General features: G+C 72.3%; 16 protein-coding genes. 6 read left to right on the forward strand and 10 right to left on the reverse strand.

From position 1 onward, the window contains the following. The first annotated feature begins 13 nt into the window (after positions 1 to 13). Positions 14 to 793 carry a phosphate ABC transporter ATP-binding protein PstB gene (pstB, locus tag ABLE53_RS08605; protein ID WP_348858387.1) on the forward strand — a complete coding sequence of 260 codons (780 nt, stop codon included), beginning with the start codon at positions 14 to 16 and terminating at the stop codon, positions 791 to 793. Here pstB and ABLE53_RS08610 read toward each other — a convergent pair. Together ABLE53_RS08610 and ABLE53_RS08615 are read right to left on the reverse strand one after the other, a co-directional pair. After that, a complete protein-coding gene (locus ABLE53_RS08610) occupies positions 769 to 2,028 on the reverse strand; it encodes an MFS transporter (RefSeq protein WP_348858388.1) in 1,260 nt (419 codons plus the stop codon). The genes pstB and ABLE53_RS08610 overlap by 25 nt on opposite strands. After that, positions 2,025 to 3,281 (reverse strand): metal-dependent hydrolase family protein, encoded by a 1,257-nt coding sequence (locus ABLE53_RS08615; protein WP_348858389.1) that lies wholly within the window; start codon positions 3,279 to 3,281, stop codon positions 2,025 to 2,027. The genes ABLE53_RS08610 and ABLE53_RS08615 overlap by 4 nt, the downstream gene beginning before the upstream one ends. Positions 3,282 to 3,452: 171 nt before the next feature. Here ABLE53_RS08615 and ABLE53_RS08620 point away from each other — a divergent pair, with 171 nt between their 5' ends. Continuing rightward, entirely contained in the window at positions 3,453 to 4,625 is a 1,173-nt protein-coding gene (locus ABLE53_RS08620) for a MalY/PatB family protein (RefSeq protein WP_348858390.1), read from the forward strand. Between the two features lie 93 nt (positions 4,626 to 4,718). On the opposite strand, the gene ABLE53_RS08625 is transcribed toward ABLE53_RS08620, so the two are convergent. The 4 genes from ABLE53_RS08625 to ABLE53_RS08640 all read right to left on the reverse strand — a co-directional run bounded on the left by ABLE53_RS08625 (position 4,719) and on the right by ABLE53_RS08640 (position 9,842). Further along, positions 4,719 to 5,792, reverse strand: a complete 1,074-nt coding sequence (locus ABLE53_RS08625) for a hypothetical protein (protein WP_348858391.1) — start codon at positions 5,790 to 5,792, stop codon at positions 4,719 to 4,721. A 151-nt stretch (positions 5,793 to 5,943) separates the two neighbouring features. After that, positions 5,944 to 6,960: an inorganic phosphate transporter gene (locus ABLE53_RS08630; RefSeq protein WP_348858393.1), complete on the reverse strand. Its 1,017-nt coding sequence runs from the start codon at positions 6,958 to 6,960 to the stop codon at positions 5,944 to 5,946. A gap of 4 nt (positions 6,961 to 6,964) precedes the next feature. Then, entirely contained in the window at positions 6,965 to 7,582 is a 618-nt protein-coding gene (locus ABLE53_RS08635; protein WP_348858394.1) for a DUF47 domain-containing protein, read from the reverse strand. 79 nt (positions 7,583 to 7,661) lie between these two features. Beyond that, on the reverse strand, positions 7,662 to 9,842 hold the full coding sequence (locus ABLE53_RS08640) for an RNA degradosome polyphosphate kinase (RefSeq protein WP_348858396.1): 2,181 nt from the start codon (positions 9,840 to 9,842) through the stop codon (positions 7,662 to 7,664). An 87-nt stretch (positions 9,843 to 9,929) separates the two neighbouring features. Between ABLE53_RS08640 and ABLE53_RS08645 the strand changes: the two genes are divergently transcribed. Continuing rightward, positions 9,930 to 10,982 carry an alpha/beta hydrolase gene (locus ABLE53_RS08645; RefSeq protein WP_348858397.1) on the forward strand — a complete coding sequence of 351 codons (1,053 nt, stop codon included), beginning with the start codon at positions 9,930 to 9,932 and terminating at the stop codon, positions 10,980 to 10,982. A gap of 136 nt (positions 10,983 to 11,118) precedes the next feature. Here ABLE53_RS08645 and ABLE53_RS08650 read toward each other — a convergent pair whose 3' ends face one another. Then, positions 11,119 to 13,338, reverse strand: coding sequence for a coiled-coil domain-containing protein (locus ABLE53_RS08650; RefSeq protein ID WP_348858398.1), 2,220 nt, complete (start codon positions 13,336 to 13,338; stop codon positions 11,119 to 11,121). Between the two features lie 36 nt (positions 13,339 to 13,374). Then, entirely contained in the window at positions 13,375 to 13,737 is a 363-nt protein-coding gene (locus ABLE53_RS08655) for a DsrE family protein (RefSeq protein WP_348858399.1), read from the reverse strand. A gap of 23 nt (positions 13,738 to 13,760) precedes the next feature. Here ABLE53_RS08655 and ABLE53_RS08660 point away from each other — a divergent pair, with 23 nt between their 5' ends. The 3 genes from ABLE53_RS08660 to ygfZ are packed head-to-tail and all read left to right on the forward strand — an operon-like array spanning position 13,761 to position 15,674. Beyond that, complete coding sequence (locus ABLE53_RS08660) at positions 13,761 to 14,264, forward strand: heme-binding beta-barrel domain-containing protein (RefSeq protein ID WP_348858401.1); 504 nt, start codon at positions 13,761 to 13,763, stop codon at positions 14,262 to 14,264. A gap of 11 nt (positions 14,265 to 14,275) precedes the next feature. Continuing rightward, on the forward strand, positions 14,276 to 14,725 hold the full coding sequence (locus tag ABLE53_RS08665; protein WP_348858403.1) for a Fur family transcriptional regulator: 450 nt from the start codon (positions 14,276 to 14,278) through the stop codon (positions 14,723 to 14,725). Next, entirely contained in the window at positions 14,700 to 15,674 is a 975-nt protein-coding gene (gene ygfZ / locus ABLE53_RS08670; RefSeq protein WP_348858405.1) for a CAF17-like 4Fe-4S cluster assembly/insertion protein YgfZ, read from the forward strand. Before ABLE53_RS08665 ends, ygfZ begins: the two co-directional genes overlap by 26 nt. A 33-nt stretch (positions 15,675 to 15,707) precedes the next feature. Here the strand turns inward: ygfZ and mshD are convergent, their stop codons facing one another. Further along, the gene (gene mshD, locus ABLE53_RS08675; RefSeq protein ID WP_348858856.1) at positions 15,708 to 16,577 is read right to left on the reverse strand and encodes a mycothiol synthase; all 870 of its coding nucleotides are present in this window, start codon (positions 16,575 to 16,577) and stop codon (positions 15,708 to 15,710) included. Continuing rightward, the gene (locus ABLE53_RS08680) at positions 16,574 to 17,371 is read right to left on the reverse strand and encodes a response regulator transcription factor (protein WP_348858406.1); all 798 of its coding nucleotides are present in this window, start codon (positions 17,369 to 17,371) and stop codon (positions 16,574 to 16,576) included. Before ABLE53_RS08680 ends, mshD begins: the two co-directional genes overlap by 4 nt. Between the last annotated feature and the right edge of the window lie 97 nt (positions 17,372 to 17,468).

The following is a 17,468-nucleotide window of genomic DNA, read 5'->3' on the forward strand; positions in this document are numbered from 1 at the left end:
AACGAAAACAGCTATGGCCAAGAGCATCGATGTCAGTGACGTCAACATCTACTACGGCGACTTCAAGGCCGTGGAGGACGTCTCGATGACGATCAAGGCGAAGTCGGTGACGGCCTTCATCGGGCCATCGGGCTGCGGGAAGTCGACCTTCCTGCGGACCCTCAACCGCATGCACGAGGTGATCCCGGGCGCCCGCGTCGAGGGCAAGATCGTGGTCGACGGCCAGTCGCTCTACGGCTCGTCGGTCGACCCGGTGGAGGTACGCCGCCGGATCGGGATGGTCTTCCAGCGACCCAACCCGTTCCCGACCATGTCGATCTACGACAACGTGCTGGCGGGCAACCGGCTCAACTCGAAGAAGCTCAGGAAGTCCGAGTCCGACGCGATCGTCGAGAAGGCGCTGCGCGGCGCCAACCTGTGGACCGAGGTCAAGGACCGCCTCGGCAAGCCGGGGATGGGCCTCTCGGGTGGTCAGCAGCAGCGGCTGTGCATCGCCCGCGCGATCGCCGTACAGCCGGAGGTGCTGCTCATGGACGAGCCGTGCTCCGCGCTGGACCCGATCTCGACCGCCGCGATCGAGGACCTCATCCACGAGCTGAAGTCCGACTACACGATCGTGATCGTCACCCACAACATGCAGCAGGCGGCGCGGGTCTCCGACGACACCGGGTTCTTCAACCTCAAGGCGGCCGGCCAGCCGGGCCACCTGGTGGAGTTCAACCCCACCAAGCAGATGTTCACCAACCCGGACAACCCGGACACCGAGGCCTACATCTCGGGCCGCTTCGGCTGAGCCGCCACGCTGCTCGTCAGCAGGGTGAGCAGCGCGACCACCGGCACCAGCAGGACCGCGCCGGCGACGTTCACCGCCTGGAAGCCACCGCCCGCGAGGAGCGGACCGGCGACCACGGCGGCGAGCGCGCCGGCGTAGTTCATCCCGGCGTCGGCGGCACCCTGCAGCGGGAGGCGTACGCCGTCGGCGGCCGTCGCCGCGATCACCGACGAGGCGGCGATCGTCGACGCCGACCAGCCCAGCCCGAGCAGCACCAGCGCCGCGGCGGTGACCGCCTCGCTCGCGTCCGTCGCGGCGCTCACGAAGCCGACGACGACCGCGAGGCCGAGCACCGCGGTACCGAGGGCGGCGGTCCGCAGCGCGCCCCACGCGTCGGTGAGCCAGCCGAAGAGCGGGCTGACGGCGTACATCCCGACGACGTGCAGGCTGATCACCAGCCCGACGACGGTGATCGACATGCCGTGGTGCTGCATGTGCAGCGGCGTCATCACCATGACCATCACCATCGTGGCGTGGGCGGCGGCGAGGAGGACGACGCCGAGCCTGGCCCTGGGGTGGCCGAGCGCCCAGCGGAGCGCCTCGAGCGCGGTGACGCGGGTGGCGGCGCCCTCGATGCCGGCGGCCGCGCTCGTCGGCTGGGTCAGCGCGGGCGCGGGCCCGGGGAGGCCGAGCGTGATCACGACCATCGCGAGGGCGAAGGCGGCCGCGGAGAAGAGGTAGGGCCCCGCCAGCCCGGTCGGGCCGACCGACTCGCCGGCGCGCTCGCCCACGTCGGAGAGGTTCGGGCCGGCGACCGAGCCGATGGTCGTCGCCCAGACCACGATCGACATGGTCCGCGCCCGGGAGGTGGCGGGTACGCCGTCGGTGGCGGCGTACCTCGACTGCAGGTTGGTCGCCTGCGAGACGCCGAAGCAGGCGAGGCCGAGGAGCAGGAGCGGCAGCGAGTGGACGGCGGCGCTGAGGAGTACGACGCCGGCGCCGGCCAGCGCGATCACGTAGCCGACGGCGAGCGAACGGCGCCGGCCGCGGCGCTCGGCGAGCCCGGCCAGGGGGATCGCGGCGACCGCGGCGCCGAGCACGCTGGATGCCTGACCCAGCCCCGCGATCGAGGTCGCGCCGAGGTGCTCGACGAGCAGCCCGCTGACGGCGACGCTCGAGGCGACCCCGATCCCGCCGAGCAGGTTGCTGACGACGAGGGTGCCGACGCGCCGCCGCTCGCCGGCCCCCGCGCTCACGCGGGTGCGGCTTCCCGCGGCGCCGGCACCTTCTGGAGGAACCGGTCGAAGTGGCCGGCGGGCAGCGGGGCGATCTCGGGGAGCGGGTCGGGGGTGAAGGGCGTCCCGTTGGTCATCACGAGGCGAAGGTAGTGAAGGACCGAGACGTCCTCGAGCGGGTTTCCGGCCACGGCGACGAGGTCCGCGGCGTAGCCCTCCTCGATCCGGCCCGTCACGTCCCCGACCCCGAGCGCCTCGGCGGCGTTGCTGGTGGCGAACGTGAGCACCTCCGCGGGCGGGATGCCGAAGGCGGCCATCGACTCCAGCCCGCCGACGTAGCCGAAGTGCGGGGTGTGGTTGATGCCGGCATCGGTGCTCGCGATGATCCGCGCCCCGCGGCGGTGCAGCTCGACGACCGCGAAGTCGCGGCCGGGCACGTGCCGCGCGAGCTCCGACATCCGCAGGTTGCACGTCGGCGAGACCCACGCGCCCGACGCGGCGACCCGGTCGGCGAGCTCGGGGTCGACGCGCGGCAGTCCGGTCGCCCGCTGGAACGAGCAGTGCTCGAGGGTGTCGACCCCGGCGTCGATCGCCAGGGCGATGCCCTCGATCCCGTGGCAGTGCGCGGCGACCCTCTTGCCCAGCCGGTGCGCCTCGTCGACGATGGTCCGCAGCTCCTCGACGGTGAACTGCGCGTGCCACGGCGCCGACCCGGCGGTCATGTTGCCGCCGGTCGCCATCACCTTGATCGCGTCGACGCCGGCCTTGTGGTGGAGCCGCACCATCCGGCGTACGTCGTCGGGGGAGTCGCACTCCGCTCCCATGAACCAGCAGTGACCGCCGGTCGTCGTCAGCGGGGCGCCGGCGGTCAGGATCCGCGGGCCGCGCGCGGTGCCGGCCGCGATCGCGTCCCTCACCACGACACCGAGGTAGCCGCGGGCGCCGAGGTCGCGGGCCGTCGTCACGCCGACGCTGAGCAGCTCACGGGCGCTGCGCAGCATGAGCGCGGTCTGCTCGGGGTCGCTCTCCCGGCGCATCCGGGCAACCGGGTCGGGCCCGCCGTCGAAGGCGAGATGGACGTGGCCGTCGATGAGCCCGGGCATCAGCGTGGCCGCGCCGAGCCGGCGTACGTCGGCCGTCTCGAGCAGGCTGGGGGCGAGATCGGCCTCGCGCCCGGCCCACGCGATCGCGCCGTTCTCGACGACGACGGCACCGTGATCGACAGGGACGAGGCCGCTCCCGAGCAGCACCCGATCCGCCAGCAGGATCTCCATGTTCTAACGCCTTCCGACGTGCACCCACGCAGCAACCTAGGAACCGGCGACGCCGGCCCACAAGGCAAAGACCTCAGGTGCAACAGACTCTTAACGTTGGGGCGATACGGTGCTGGAGGCGCCTGAACTCTGACCTCTCGGGCGTGTCTCCGCGCGCCCGAAGGGGGCTCCATGACCCAGACCGTGTCGTTCGACGACGTCACCGTGGCCGACCTGCGCCGTAGCGGTGGGATGAAGTGGGCGAGGTTCCCCGACAAGCTCGGGGCGTTCGTCGCCGAGATGGACTTCGGCACGGCGCCGGCGATCACCGAGGCGCTGCACCGGGCCGTCGACGACGGGCTCTTCGGCTACCTGCCGCCGCGGCTCTCCGAGGAGATGGCCGCGGCCGCGGCCGGCTGGCTGGCGACCCGCTACGGCTGGGAGGTCCCGGTCGAGCGGATCCGGCCGCTCGGTGACGTGATCGCCGGGCTGCAGGCCGCCATCGAGCACTTCTCCGAGCCGGGGTCGCCGGTGATCGTCCCGACGCCGGCGTACATGCCCTTCCTGACGGTGCCCGGCAGCCTCGGCCGCTCGATCCTCGAGGTGCCGATGGCGGTCGAGGACGGGCGGTACGTCTACGACCTCGACGCGCTCGACGCCGCCTTCCGGGCCGGCGGGCAGCTGCTCGTGCTGTGCAACCCGCACAACCCGATCGGGCGGGTGCTCGAGCCCGCCGAGATGGCGGCCGTGGCCGAGGTCGTCGACCGGCACGGCGGCCGGGTCTTCTCCGACGAGATCCACGCCCCGCTGGTCTACCCCGGCCGCCGGCACGTGCCGTACGCCGCGGTCTCCGAGCTCACCGCCTCCCACACGGTGACGGCGATGTCCGCCTCCAAGGCGTGGAACCTCCCCGGGCTCAAGTGCGCGCAGCTGGTGCTCTCCAACGACGCCGACGCCCGCCGCTGGGCGGAGGTCGGGAGGCACGACGAGCACGGTGCCGCCAACCTCGGCGTCGTCGCCAACACCGCGGCGTACTCCGCCGGCGGTCCCTGGCTCGCCGAGGTCCTCGACTACCTCGACGGCAACCGCCGCCTCCTCGGCGACCTGCTCGCCGAGCAGCTGCCGTCGGTCGGCTACGTCATGCCCGAGGGCACCTACCTCGCCTTCCTCGACTGCCGCCCCCTCGCCCTCGGCGACCACCCAGCGGAGTACTTCTCCGAGAAGGCCGGCGTCGCCCTCACCGACGGCGCCGCCTGCGGCGTCGCCGGCCGCGGCTTCGTACGCCTCAACTTCGCCACCCCACGCCCGATCCTCCGGGAGCTGGTCGGCCGGCTGGCGGACTCGGTGGTCGGGTCGGCGGGATAGGTGGTGGGGTCGGCGGGGTAGTCCGGGACGAAACGGTCGGCTACTCACGAGTAGAGCGACCGTTTCGTCCCGGACTACCCCGGAAATCGGGCATCACGCTGCCCGACCCTGCAGGAGCCGCGCCCGCTGATCGGCACTGAGAGCGCGCCGCTGCGCCACGGTGGTGACCGGCGTCCACCATGCTGGGGGATCGATGGTCCAGCGGCGCGGACCGGTCCTCGCCATGGCCCGCGCCCGCGCGTCCAGGGTGCGCCGCATGAACGCCGCCGGGTTGCGGCGGTCGGCGGCGACCATCGTGACGTACTCGAGTCCGACCCGCCTGAAGTCGGCCTCGCGGTCGAGGTCCTTCCGGCGCTGCTTCCCCTCGAAGTGGAGCGCGCCGTCGTACTCACCGATCAGACCCGCCGTCGGATCGAGCAGGTCCGGCGTGCCGATGTGCCGGCCGTCGAGGTCGAAGATCGGCTGGTTGCACAGCACGGAGGGCAGGCCGAGGTCGAGCATCCAGATGAGCTGGGCGTCGACCTCGGTGGGCGACCAGCTGTTCTCGCTGGCCAACGACATCGCCTTGCGCAGCTGCGGGATGCCGGTCCACCCGTTGAGCCCCGCGGCGTACGCCTTCATCTCGGCGATGCTGACGAGGTCGGAGTAGGCCGCCATGGCCAGCCACTTCACGGCCGTGCGGAGGTCGTCGGAGTGCCGCACCTCATAGCCGATCGACGTGACCGGATCGGTCAGTGGCACGCCGTCCAGGACGGAGAACTCGCGAGGGAGGAATCGCTCGGCGGTGACGGTGATCCCAGGTTGCGGCCGGATCCGGTGGTTGATGACGGCGAGCGTGACCGGCAGACGGTGGCCGCGGTCGTCGAAGCCGTCGAACCAGCGGGCGCCGTACCAGGCGAACGCCGCCCAGCCCGTCACGCCGCCGTAGCCCGGGGCGTCGAAGGCGGGGATGAGCTGCGCGGCCTCGAGCACGCGTTGTGCAGGATCGTCGCCGTCGATGTCTGCCGGTACGTAGAGCCCGTGGCTCGTACGCCGCCAGCCCGACCCGCGTGCCTGGCGCGGAGTCGGCCCGGCCTTCCCATCGGCATCGATGGCGATCGGACGGACGAGACCCGGGCGCGCGGCGGAGTACGCCGGCGGCCGGAAGTGGGGTGCTCGTCTCGTCACGCACCGAGGATCGGTCGTACGCCGCGGGAGCGCATCCGGCTCTCCACAGGCGGCCGAGTCAGCGGGGTAGTCCGGGACGAAACGGTCGGTTACTCGCGAGTAGAACGACCGCTTCGTCCCGGACTACCCCGGCCGGCGCGACCCCGCCCGCTCACGCCCCGAGCAGGACCAGCTTCAGGACCCAGTACGAGACAGCGGCCGCGAGCCCGGCAGCCGGGAAGGTGAGGACCCAGGCGGCGACGATGTTGCCCGCGACGCCCCAGCGGACGGCGGAGAAGCGCTTGGTGGCGCCGGCGCCCATGATGGCGGAGGTGATGGTGTGGGTGGTCGAGATGGGGGCGTGCCAGGCGAACGCGGTGGTGTAGAGGACGGTGGCGCCGACGATCTCGGCGGTGAAGCCGCGCGCGGGGTCGAGGTGGATGATGCGGCGGCCGAGGGTGCGCATGATGCGCCAGCCGCCGGAGTAGGTGCCGAGCGAGATCGCCGAGGCGGCGCACACGATGACCCACAGCGGCAGGTGGTCGCTGGACTCGGCGTGCCCGGAGGCGATGAGCGCCAGGAAGATGACGCCCATCGTCTTCTGCGCGTCCTGCAGCCCGTGGCCGAGCGCGAGCGCCGCGGCGGAGAGGGTCTGGATCAGCCGGAAGCCGCGGAAGACCTTGTGCGGGTTGCGCCGCCGGAAGATCCACAGCACCGCGAGCATGACCAGGAAGGCGAGTACGAAGCCGACGATCGGCGAGGCGACCATCGGGATGATCACCTTGTCGAGAACGGTCTTCCAATGGACGACGGCGTACGTCGACCCCGCGGCCAACGCCGCACCGACGAGCGCTCCGATGAGCGCGTGGGAGGACGACGAGGGCAGGCCGAAGTACCAGGTGATGAGGTTCCACACGATCGCGCCGACCAGCGCGGCGAGCACGATCACGAGCGCGTGCTTGGTGTCGGTCTCGCCCAGCGCGAGCACGTCGCTGACGGTGTGCGCGACCTCCTGCCCGAGGAGCGCGCCGACGAAGTTCATGACCGCGGCGAGGGTGAGGGCGATGCGCGGGGTGAGGGCCTGGGTGGAGATGGAGGTGGCGATGGCGTTCGCCGCATCGTGGAAGCCGTTCGTGTAGTCGAACGCGAGGGCGACGACGACCACCGCGATGACGATGGCGAGTTCCACCGGATCAGGATTCCTTCACGGCGATCTGCTCGACGATGTTGGCCACCTTCTCGAAGCCGTCGATGGCGTCCTCGAGGGACTCCACGATGTCCTTGAGCTTGAGGACCTCCATCGCCTTGAACTCTCCGGAGAAGAGCTTCGCGAGGATCCGCCGGTGGTTCTTGTCGCCCTGGTTCTCGAGCCGGTTGATCTCGATCCAGTACTCCTCGAGCTGATGCATCGACTGCAGCTTCGGCATGGCGGTCGCTGTCAGCTCGGCACACCGCTGGAGTACGTCGACCTGCTCGGACAGCTCGGGCGGGAGCACCTTGACCTCGTACACGAGGATCTGGTCGACCACCTCGTCCATCGAGTCCATGATGTCGTCGAGGCCGGAGCCGAGGGCGTAGATGTCCTCGCGGTCGAACGGCGTCACGAACGTGGAGTTCACCTTCCGGACCAGCGAGTGGGTGGTCTCGTCGGCCGCATGCTCGGCATCGCGCATCCGGCTGGCGACCTCCTTGTGGTCGGCCGTATCGCTCAGCATCTCGGCCAGGAGGGCGACCCCTCCGACCAGGTGCCCGGCCGACTCAGTGAACAGGTCGTAGAACGACGTGTCGACCGGACGTAGACGCAAACGCACGGAGAACTCCTGGCGTGTAGAGGCAGAACGATCCACATGCTAGGGGAGGCCGATCGCTGAAGCACAAGCGACGACGCGGCTACGCCGACGGCGTACGCCGCTGGCGCCGCTGCCGCTCGATGAGCTTCTCCTGCAGGTGGACCGGGGCGTGGTTGCGGGTCCAGTTCCCGTCCTCGCCGAGCAGCCAGGCGTCGGTGGTCGGCTGGAACGCGAGCGTCAGCAGCTCGTCGGTCTGGGTGACGAGGTCCTCGCTGGGCAGGCGTACGAGCGCCTCGACCCGCCGGTCGAGGTTGCGGTGCATCAGGTCGGCCGACCCGATCCAGGCCACCGGCGTACCCCCGTTCTCGAACCAGAAGACCCGGGAGTGCTCCAGGAACCGGCCGAGCACCGAGCGCACCTCGATGTTGTCGGAGAGGCCCGGCACGCCCGGCCGCAGGGCACAGATGCCGCGGACCAGCAGCTGCACCGGCACCCCCGCCTGCGAGGCGAGATAGAGCGCGTCGATGACCGCCTCGTCGACGAGCGAGTTGGCCTTCATCCTGATCCGCGCCGGCCGGCCCGCCTGCTGGTGGGCGATCTCGGCGTGGATCTGGTCGATGAGCCCCGAGCGGACGTTGTCGGGGGCGACGAGCAGCTGCTCGTACGACGCCTGCCGGCTCCACCCCGAGAGGTTGTTGAACAGGTGGGCGACGTCCTCGCCGATCGCCTCGTTGGTCGTGATGAGGCCGAGGTCCTCGTACAGCCGGGAGGTCTTCGGGTTGTAGTTGCCCGTCCCGATGTGGGTGTAGCGCCGGATGCCGTCCGGCTCGTCGCGTACGACGAGGGCGAGCTTGCAATGGGTCTTGAGCCCGACCAGGCCGTACACGACATGGCAGCCGGCCTGCTCCAGCTTGCGCGCCCAGCGGATGTTGGCCTGCTCGTCGAACCGGGCCTTGATCTCGACCAGCACCAGCACCTGCTTGCCGGCCTCGGCGGCGTCGATGAGCGCGTCGATGATCGGGCTGTCGCCGGAGGTGCGGTAGAGCGTCTGCTTGATCGCCAGCACGTACGGGTCGGCGGCGGCCTGCTCGATGAAGCGCTGGACGGAGGTGGCGAACGAGTCGTACGGGTGGTGGAGGAGTACGTCGTCGCGCCGCGCCGCCTTGAAGACGTCGACCGGCGCGGCCGACTCGACCGGCGCCAGCTTGCGGTGGGTGCTGGGGACGAACGCGGGGTACTTCAGGTTGTCCCGGTCGATGTCGGCGATCCCGTTCAGGCCGCGCAGGTCGAGCGGACCGGGCAGCCGGAAGACCTCCTTGTCGGAGATCCCGAGCTCGGAGACGAGCAGCTCGAGCACCGAGTCGGAGATCGACTCCTCGACCTCGAGCCTGACCGGCGGGCCGAACCGGCGCCGCAGCAGCTCCTTCTCGAGCGCGGTGAGGAGGTTCTCGGCGTCGTCCTCCTCGACCTCGAGGTCCTCGTTGCGGGTCACCCGGAAGGTGTGCACCTCCCGGATCTGCATGCCGGGGAAGAGCTTCGAGAGCCGCTCCCGCATGACCTCCTCGAGGGGCACGAACCGGTCGTTGCCGAGCGGCACGAAGCGGGTGAAGATTGGCGGCACCTTGACCCGGGCGAAGTGCTCCTTCTTCGTCTTCGGGTCCCGGATCAGCACCGCGAGGTTGAGCGAGAGCCCGGAGATGTAGGGGAACGGGTGGGCCGGGTCGACCGCGAGCGGGGTGAGGACGGGGAAGACCCGCTCCTTGAAGAGCTTCTTGCAGTACTTCTGCTCCTCGGCGTCGAGGTCCTCCCAGTGGAGCAGCTGGATGCCCTCGTCCTTGAGCGCCGGGACGATCTCCTCGGCGAAGACGCGCGCGTGCCGCTCGGAGAGCTCTCGGGTGGTGCGCCAGATCTGCTCGAGGACCTCGCGCGGCATCAGCCCGGACGCCGCGCGGACGGCGACGCCCGCGGCGATGCGCCGCTTCAGGCCGGCCACCCGGACCATGAAGAACTCGTCGAGGTTCGAGGTGAAGATCGCCAGGAACCTGACCCGCTCGAGCAGGGGCAGCGTCGGGTCCTCGGCCAGCTCGAGCACCCGCTGGTTGAAGCGCAGCCAGGAGAGCTCGCGGTCGAGGAACCTGTCGTCGTACTTCTCGACCTCGGCCAGGGCGTCGTGGTCGGGGAAGTACTCCGGCTCCACGTCGAACGGCTGGTCCGGTACGGCGGTCAGGCTCGCCGTGGTGTCGGCGGACTGGGTCGGTGCCTGCGGACTGTCGAGGCTCATGTCGCCCAGTGTCTCACCCGCGAGGTGAACAGCGGGTTGCGTACGGCTCGCCGCCCGTCGGGGCTACGGTCCAGTAGGTTGCCGTGCGTGACCCTCAAGCAGACCATCGATGAGACCCTGGTGCCGGCGCTGGGCACGGTGAGGTACGCCGCCGAGAAGGCCGCCTTCGTCGGCGCGATGAACCTCCCGCTCTCCGTGCAGCGGCGGCTCGCCGGCAGGCCCGTCGAGCTGGACGGCCAGACGCTGGCGCCCGACACGCAGCTGCTGCTGCTCCTCGAGCGGCTCGCGGGGGAGTCGGACCCCTCGCAGCTCGACATCCCGGCCGGTCGCGTCGCCATGCGGAGGCAGGCCGGTCTGGCCGGTGGCAGCCAGCCGATCGGCGCCGTCCGCGACCTGGTGGCGGCGGGTCTGCCGGCGCGGCTCTACGTCCCGACCGGCGCGGCCGCGGTCGGCCCGCTGCTGGTCTTCCTGCACGGCGGAGGCTTCATCTTCGGCGACCTGGAGTCCCACGACGCGGTCTGCCGCTTCGTCGCCGAGCGGGCCGGCGTACGCGTCCTCGCGATCGACTACCGGCTCGCGCCCGAGGCGCCGTTCCCCGCGGCGTACGACGACTCGGTGGCCGCCTTCACCTGGGCGGTCGAGCACGCCGCCGAGCTCGGCGCCGATCCGGCCCGGATCGGCGTCGGTGGCGACTCCGCGGGCGGTAACCTGGCCGCCGGGGTCGCGCTCGTCGTACGCGAGAAGTGCGCCTTCCAGCTCCTCGTCTACCCGGCCACCCAGCAGGAGCCGACCCGCAGCCGCGAGCTGTTCGCGGAGGGCTTCTACCTCACCGCCGGGTTCATCGACGCCGCGACCCGGAACTACCTGCCCGCCGGGACCGACCTCCGCGACCCGCGCCACGCGCCGCTGTTCGCCGACATCCCCGACGGCGTCGCGCCGGCGTACGTCGCCACCGCGGGGTTCGACCCGCTCCGCGACGAGGGCGAGGCGTACGCCGCCCGGCTCGAGGAGGCCGGCGTGAAGGTCACGCTCAAGCGGTACGCCGACCAGATCCACGGGTTCTTCAACGTCATCGGCGCCGGCCACACCGCCCGCGCCGCCGTCACCGAGATCGCTGCGGTCGTGCGCGGGGCGCTGTGAGGCCTCACGTTTCGCCGGGCTGACCCCTCACGTTTCCCCGGCTGGCAGGGGAAATCCGACCTTGTGGGGTGTTCAGACACCTGACAAGGTCAGGTTTCCCCGGCTGGCCGGGGATTCCTGACGCAGCCCGCCGCGCCTACCCCGCCGCGTCCGGCCGCCAGCGCAGGACCTCGCGGGTGAAGGCCTCGGCGTCGACCATGCGGCCGTCGACGACGACCGACGAGGCGTCAGAGCTGTGGAACTCGACCCGCCAGCGGCGCTGGCCGGGCTTGCCGTGGATGCGCACCTCGGTGGCCTGGTCGTACAGGTCGAACTGGTAGGTCCGGCTGCCCTTCCGGATGTCGAGCACGCCGTCCTCGGATACCGTGACCTCGCCCGCGGTGAGCAGGCCGAGCCGGCTCTCGGGAGTGAACGACCGCAGCGTGCCGGTGTCGTCGGGCTGTGCCGCGTGGGCCGACGGGTCGGGGGCGTACGCCGGCACGGCCTGCACCGGGCGCGGTCGCTCCGCCGGCTCCGCCCGGGCCAAGCGGGTCACGCTCGCCGGCGGGAGCTTGCCGGTCTCGGCCATCTCGACCGCCGCCATCCACGCGCTCTTCGCCGGCGTCGGCTCGGGGGTCGGCTCGGGCGTCGGCTCGGGCTCTGGCTCGACCGCCGTCCGAGCGGACCCACCGCTCCCACCGCTCCCGCTCGCGCCGCCGGCAGTCCCCGCCGCAGCGAGCATCGCCTCGAGCGCCTGGACGCTCTTCTTGGAGCCCTTCTCGCGCAGTGCCGCGGCGACGCCGTCGCGGAGGGCGGCGAGCTCGGTGGCGAGCTCGGCGGCGCGGCGCTCGGCGGCGAGCCGCTCCTGGAGCGCCTGCTCGACCAGCTCGGCGTGATGGCGGATGGACGCCTCGACGGCCTGCCGGTCGATCTGGTTCTTCTCCGCCCGCGCCTCGGCCTCCGCCAGCAGCCGGTGCGCCTCGGCGGCCGACGCCTCGGCGGTGAGCCGGTCCTCGAGGGCCGCGTCGACCATCGCGCGCGCCTCCTGGTGGGCGGCGTCGACGCGGGCGAGGGCCTCGGCGGTACCCCGCTCGGCGGCCTCCCGCTCGCCGATCGCCGCGGCGAGCGCCTCCTGGCCCGCCCGGACGGCCTCCTCCGCGCGGAGCCGTGCCTCGTGGGCGGCGACGGCGGCCTGCTCGGCCGCCCCGCGGGCCTGGTGAGCGTCGAGCGCGAGGTCGGCGTGCTCCTCGGCGCGCGCGTCGGCGGCCCGCCGCGCGGTGTAGGCCGCCTCCGCCTCGGTGTGCGACGCCGCGGCGGCCTCGGCGAGCTGCTCGGCGCGCTCGTGGGCGGCCTGGGCGGCGGCGTGCGCCGCGGCCGCGGCCTCGGCCTGCTCCCGGGCCGCCTGCTCGGCCCGCTCCCGCGCGGCGTGCGCCTCCTCGGCGACCCGCGCCGCCTCCTCGGCCTTTCGCGCGGCTTCGGTGACGGCCGCCTCGGCGGCGTACCTCTGCTTGTTCGCCGCTGCCGCCTCCGCGGCGTGGCGACCGGCGGTGTCCTCGGCGTCCGCCCGCGCCTGCGCGTGCTCCTCGGCGCGGGCGTCGGCCGCCTGCCGCGCGGCGTACGCCTCGTGCGCCAGCCGCTCCGCCTCCGCCCGGCCGGCGTACGCCGCCTTCGCGGCCGCCTGGGCCTCGGCCGCCGTCTGCTCGGCCTGCTGCCGGGCGGCGTGGGCCTGCTCGGCCTCCTCCGCCCGCGTCCGCGCGGCCTCCTCGGCGGCGCTCCGTGCGGCATGGGCGGCCTCGGCGGCCTCCGCGTGCGACCTGGCCCGCTCGTGGGCCTCCGCCGCGGCGGCGGTGGCCTGCTCGGCCTTCCCGGCGCTCGCCTTGGCCGCCTCCTCCGCCTCCGTACGCCGCTGCGCGAGCTCCTCGGCCGCCCGGGCGGCCTCCTCGTGGCGGCGTACGGCGTCGGCCGCCGCCTCCTCGGCGGCGACCCGCTCCTGGCTGCGGGTCTCGGCGAGCGCCTCCGCCTCGGCCCGCGCCCGCGCTGCCTCCTCGGCCGCGCGCTCCGCGGCCTGCCGCGCCTCGTGCGCCTGCGCGGCCTTCTCGGCGTGCTCCTTCGCGAGCCGGTCGGCCTCCTCGCGGGCGCGGGCGTGCTCGGCCGCGCTCTCCTCGGCGACGATCCGCTCGGCGGCCTGCTCGGAGGCGGCGCGCTCCGCGCTCGCCCGCAGCGCGTGCGCCTGCTCCGCGGCCCGGGCATGCCGATCGGCGAGCGCGCTCACCTCCGCGAGGCTCTGCGGCTCGCTGCCCTGCTGCTCGGAGTCGGTCGGCTCGTTGCCGGTACGCCGGAACCAGCGACGACCCTCACCGGGGTTCGGCGTGTCCATCCCGAGCATCGTATCGGCGCACCCGAGGCCCGGTCCTCAATACACGAGAGCCTGGACGCCGTCCTCGAGCACCTCCTCGGCGAACACCGCCGCCCCGGCGATGCGTACGCCGTCCAGCACGTCCGACTCGCCGATCTCCCGCCGGGCCGCGCACTGGCTGCACACCGTGACGCTCCCGCTCCCGAGGACCACCTGCAGCAGATCGGCGAGTGGCGTCGCCTTCGGCAGCGCGAACTCCGCCGCGCGCCCGGGCACCCCGAACCACGCCGCCTGCCCGGTCAACCACAGCGACACCGGCGCCCCGGCGGTCGCGGCCGCGGCGGCCACGGTGAACCCCTGGTTGCACCGCTCCGCGTCCTCCGCGCCGGCGGTCACCTTCACGACGAGCTTCCTCACCACGCCCTCACCCTAGACTTGGGCCCGTGCCCTTCGAGCTTCCCGACAACCTCCACCCCGACGCCGGCCCGGTCGCCTGGATGCTCGGCACCTGGCGCGGCAACGGCCATGGCGACTACCCGACGATCGAGCCGTTCCAGTTCGGGCAGGAGCTGATCTTCACCCACGACGGCCGGCCGTTCTTCCACTACTTCTCCCGCACCTGGATCATCGATCCAGAGACCGGCGAGAAGATCCGCGACGCCGCCCTGGAGACCGGCTTCCTGCGGACCAAGCCCGAGGGCCAGGTCGAGCTCGTACTCTCCCACGCCACCGGCTTCGTCGAGATCTACTACGGCCACGCCGAGGGCGGGAAGCTCGAGATCACCACCGACGCGGTGGCCCGCACCGAGACGGCGAAGGAGTACGTCGGCGGCAAGCGCCTCTACGGCAACGTCGACGGCGACCTGCTCTACGCCTACGACATGGCGGCGATGGGGCAGCCGCTGCAGCCGCACATCTGGGCACGGCTCCAGAGGGCCACGTCCTGAGGACGGTCACGATGTCGAGCGAGGACTGGCGCGAGCGGCTGCGGGCGGAGGGCTACCGGCTGACCCCGCAGCGCGAGCTCGTCCTCGCCGCCGTCGAGAAGCTCAGCCACGCCACCCCGGAGGACGTCCTGGCGGAGGTACGCCGCTCGTCCTCCGCCATCAACCTCTCCACTGTCTACCGCAACCTCGAGTTCCTCGAGGAGCTCGGCCTGGTGCGGCACGCCCACCTGAGCGACCGGGTGTCGACGTACCACTCCACCTCCGGCCACGAGCACTTCCACATCGTCTGCCGGAAGTGTCAGCGGGTCTCCTCTGTTGAACCCGATGTGGCCGCGCCGCTCGTGGAGCGGCTGCGCAAGGACTACGACTTCGAGGCCGACCTCGGTCACCTGACCGTCTTCGGCGAGTGCACGACCTGTGAGGAGCAACCAGACGATGACCACGGCCAGCCCGCTTCTTGACCTGCCCGACGCGGTAGCCGGCGACGGCATCGACGCCGCGGTCGCGGGCCACTACGGCTCCTTCAACGTCGAGCAGCGCACGCTGACGTCCGGGGAGGGGTTCGTCGACCTCTCACACCGCGACGTCGTACGCATCGCCGGACCCGACCGCCTCACCTGGCTCCACCAGCTCACCTCGCAGTACTTCGAGGACCTCGCGCCCGGCGTCTGGACCTCCGCGCTCGTGCTCTCGCCGCAGGGCCACGTCGAGCACTTCTTCTCCGGGGTCGACGACGGCACTGCCTTCACGGCGTGGACCGAGCCCGGCGCGGCCGCCGCGCTCGTCGAGTTCCTCGAGCGGATGAAGTTCTGGTCCGACGTCACCGTCACGGTCGAGGAGTCGCTGGCCACCGTGTGGCGTCCGGTGCAGGGGTACTCCTTCGTCCCGCGCGAATCCCTGCCGACCTACGCCGAGGCCGCCGGCCCCGCCTGCGGTCTGTGGGCCTTCGAGGCGCTCCGGATCGAGCGCGGCGAGCCGCGGTTCGGACTCGACACCGACGCGCGGACCATCCCCAACGAGGTCGGCTGGGTCCCCGGCGAGGTCGGCGAGACGAGCCCCGCCCTGAGAATCGACTGGGCCGCCGTCCACCTCGACAAGGGCTGCTACCGCGGCCAGGAGACCGTCGCCCGGGTCCACACGCTGGGCCGCCCGCCGCGCCGGCTCGTGCTGCTCCACCTCGACGGTTCCGAGAACCGCCTGCCTCCCGTGGGTGCGCCGCTCGAGCTCGACGGCCGCTCCGTGGGCTTCGTCGGCACCTCCGCCCGCCACTTCGAGCTCGGCCCCATCGCCCTCGGCCTCGTCAAGCGCAACGTCGACCTCGGCGCCCAGCTCACCGTCGACGGCATGCCCGCCGCGCAGGAGGTCATCGTCGACCCCGAGGTCGGGCTGCACGTGCGGCCGCGGCTCTGACCGCGCCCCGACGACGACCCAGGGAGACGTCGGTCAGTCGCGCACGTACTGCACGTGCGTGTCGGCCTGGGCGTGCGTGAAGCCGAGGCCGGAGTAGAGGCGTACGGCGGGCTCGTTGTCGGCCTCGACGTAGAGGTGGATCTCGTCCACACCAGGCCGGTCGTCGGACCGGGCGGCGAGGTGGTGGAGACCGGCGAGCGTGAGGTACCTGCCGAGACCACGGCCCTGGGCGTCGGGGGAGATGCCGACGACGTACACCTCGCCGAGCGTCTCGCTGTGCCGCTTCGTCCAGTGGAAGCCCAGCAGCCGCTCACCGCTGGTCGAGCCGCCTCCGATGGTCGAGCCTGTCGAGACCCACGCCTCGATCAGCCCGTCAGCGTCGAACCACGGCTCACCCATCCGCTCCTCGAGCCCGGCGCGGTCGAGCGAGCCCTGCTCGGGGTGATGGGCGAAGGCGGCGGCGTTGACCCGGAGCAGCTCGGACTCGTCGCCGGGCCGGAAGCCGCGTACGTCGACGCCGTCGGGCGCCGGCCCGAGGGGCGGCAGGCCGGCGGCGGGCCGCCGCATGACCCACAGCTCCCGGGCCCGTCGCCAGCCGTGCGAGGCGGCGAGCGCCGCGGCGGCGGGATGGTCGCCGTGGGACCACGCGGTGACGGGGCCGTCGGGGGTCGGCTCCGGCAGCGGCGCCTCGGCGAGGAGCCGGGTGCCGAGTCCGGTGCCGCGGTGGTGGGGGAGTACGACGAGGGACAGCTCGCGGCCGACGAGAAGCCCGAAACCGCGGTTGTCCCCCCAGGTGCGTACCCGCTCGGGATGGTGCCGAACGGTCAGCAGGGTCGCCTCGTCGAGCGGTGCGACGCCGTCGGCGGCGGCCGTCAGCGAGGCGATCCCCGTGACGTCGATCAGAGCTCGGCCTCGACCCGCGGCTGCGGCGCGGCCGACGCAGAGGCGGCGGAGGCAACAGACGCGGCAGAGGACGCAGCCGCGACGCGCGCGGCGTCGGCCTGGCTCTCGGCGGTCTTCGTGGGCAGCACGAAGCGGTAGCCGACGTTGCGGACGGTGCCGATGAGGGTCTCGTTCTCGGGGCCGAGCTTGGCGCGCAGACGGCGTACGTGGACGTCGACGGTGCGGGTGCCGCCGAAGTAGTCGTAGCCCCACACCTCCTGCAGCAGCTGCTGCCGGGAGAAGACGCGGCCCGGGTGCTGGGCGAGGAACTTGAGGAGCTCGAACTCCTTGAACGTCAGGTCGAGCGGGCGGCCACCGACCTTGGCGGTGTAGGTGGCGTCGTCGACGACGACCTCACCGGACCGGATGACGTGGGCCTCGGGGTCGGCCGCCTCGCGCTGTGCGGAGAGCCGGCCGATGGCAAGCTTGATGCGCGCCTCGAGCTCGGCGGGACCGCAGGTGTGCAGGACGACGTCGTCCATGCCCCAGTCGTGGCTGACCACGGCGAGGCCACCCTCGGTGACGATGAGGAGGACGGGGACGTCGGTGCCGGTCGTACGGATGAGGCGACACAGGTCACGCGCGTGGGCGAGATCCTGTCGGCCGTCGACCAGCAGCAGGTCAGAGTCCGGGGCCTCCAGGAGGGCGCTGCCCTCGGCGGGGAGGATCTTCACCTGGTGTCCCAGGAGTGCGAGGCCCGGCAGCACCTCCGCCGAAGGCTGGAGGGAGCTGGTCAGCAGCAAGAGGGTGCTCATGCGGGGGTTCCTTCTTCAGGAGTCAGGAGCACCGAAACGCAACGTTGGGCTTCGGCCTGTTGATCGTTGCCGCATACTAACGAAACGTGTCGGTCAC

Origin of the sequence: Nocardioides asiaticus, from assembly GCF_040049175.1 — a bacterium.
In the GTDB taxonomy this organism is placed as follows: domain Bacteria; phylum Actinomycetota; class Actinomycetes; order Propionibacteriales; family Nocardioidaceae; genus Nocardioides; species Nocardioides cheoyonin.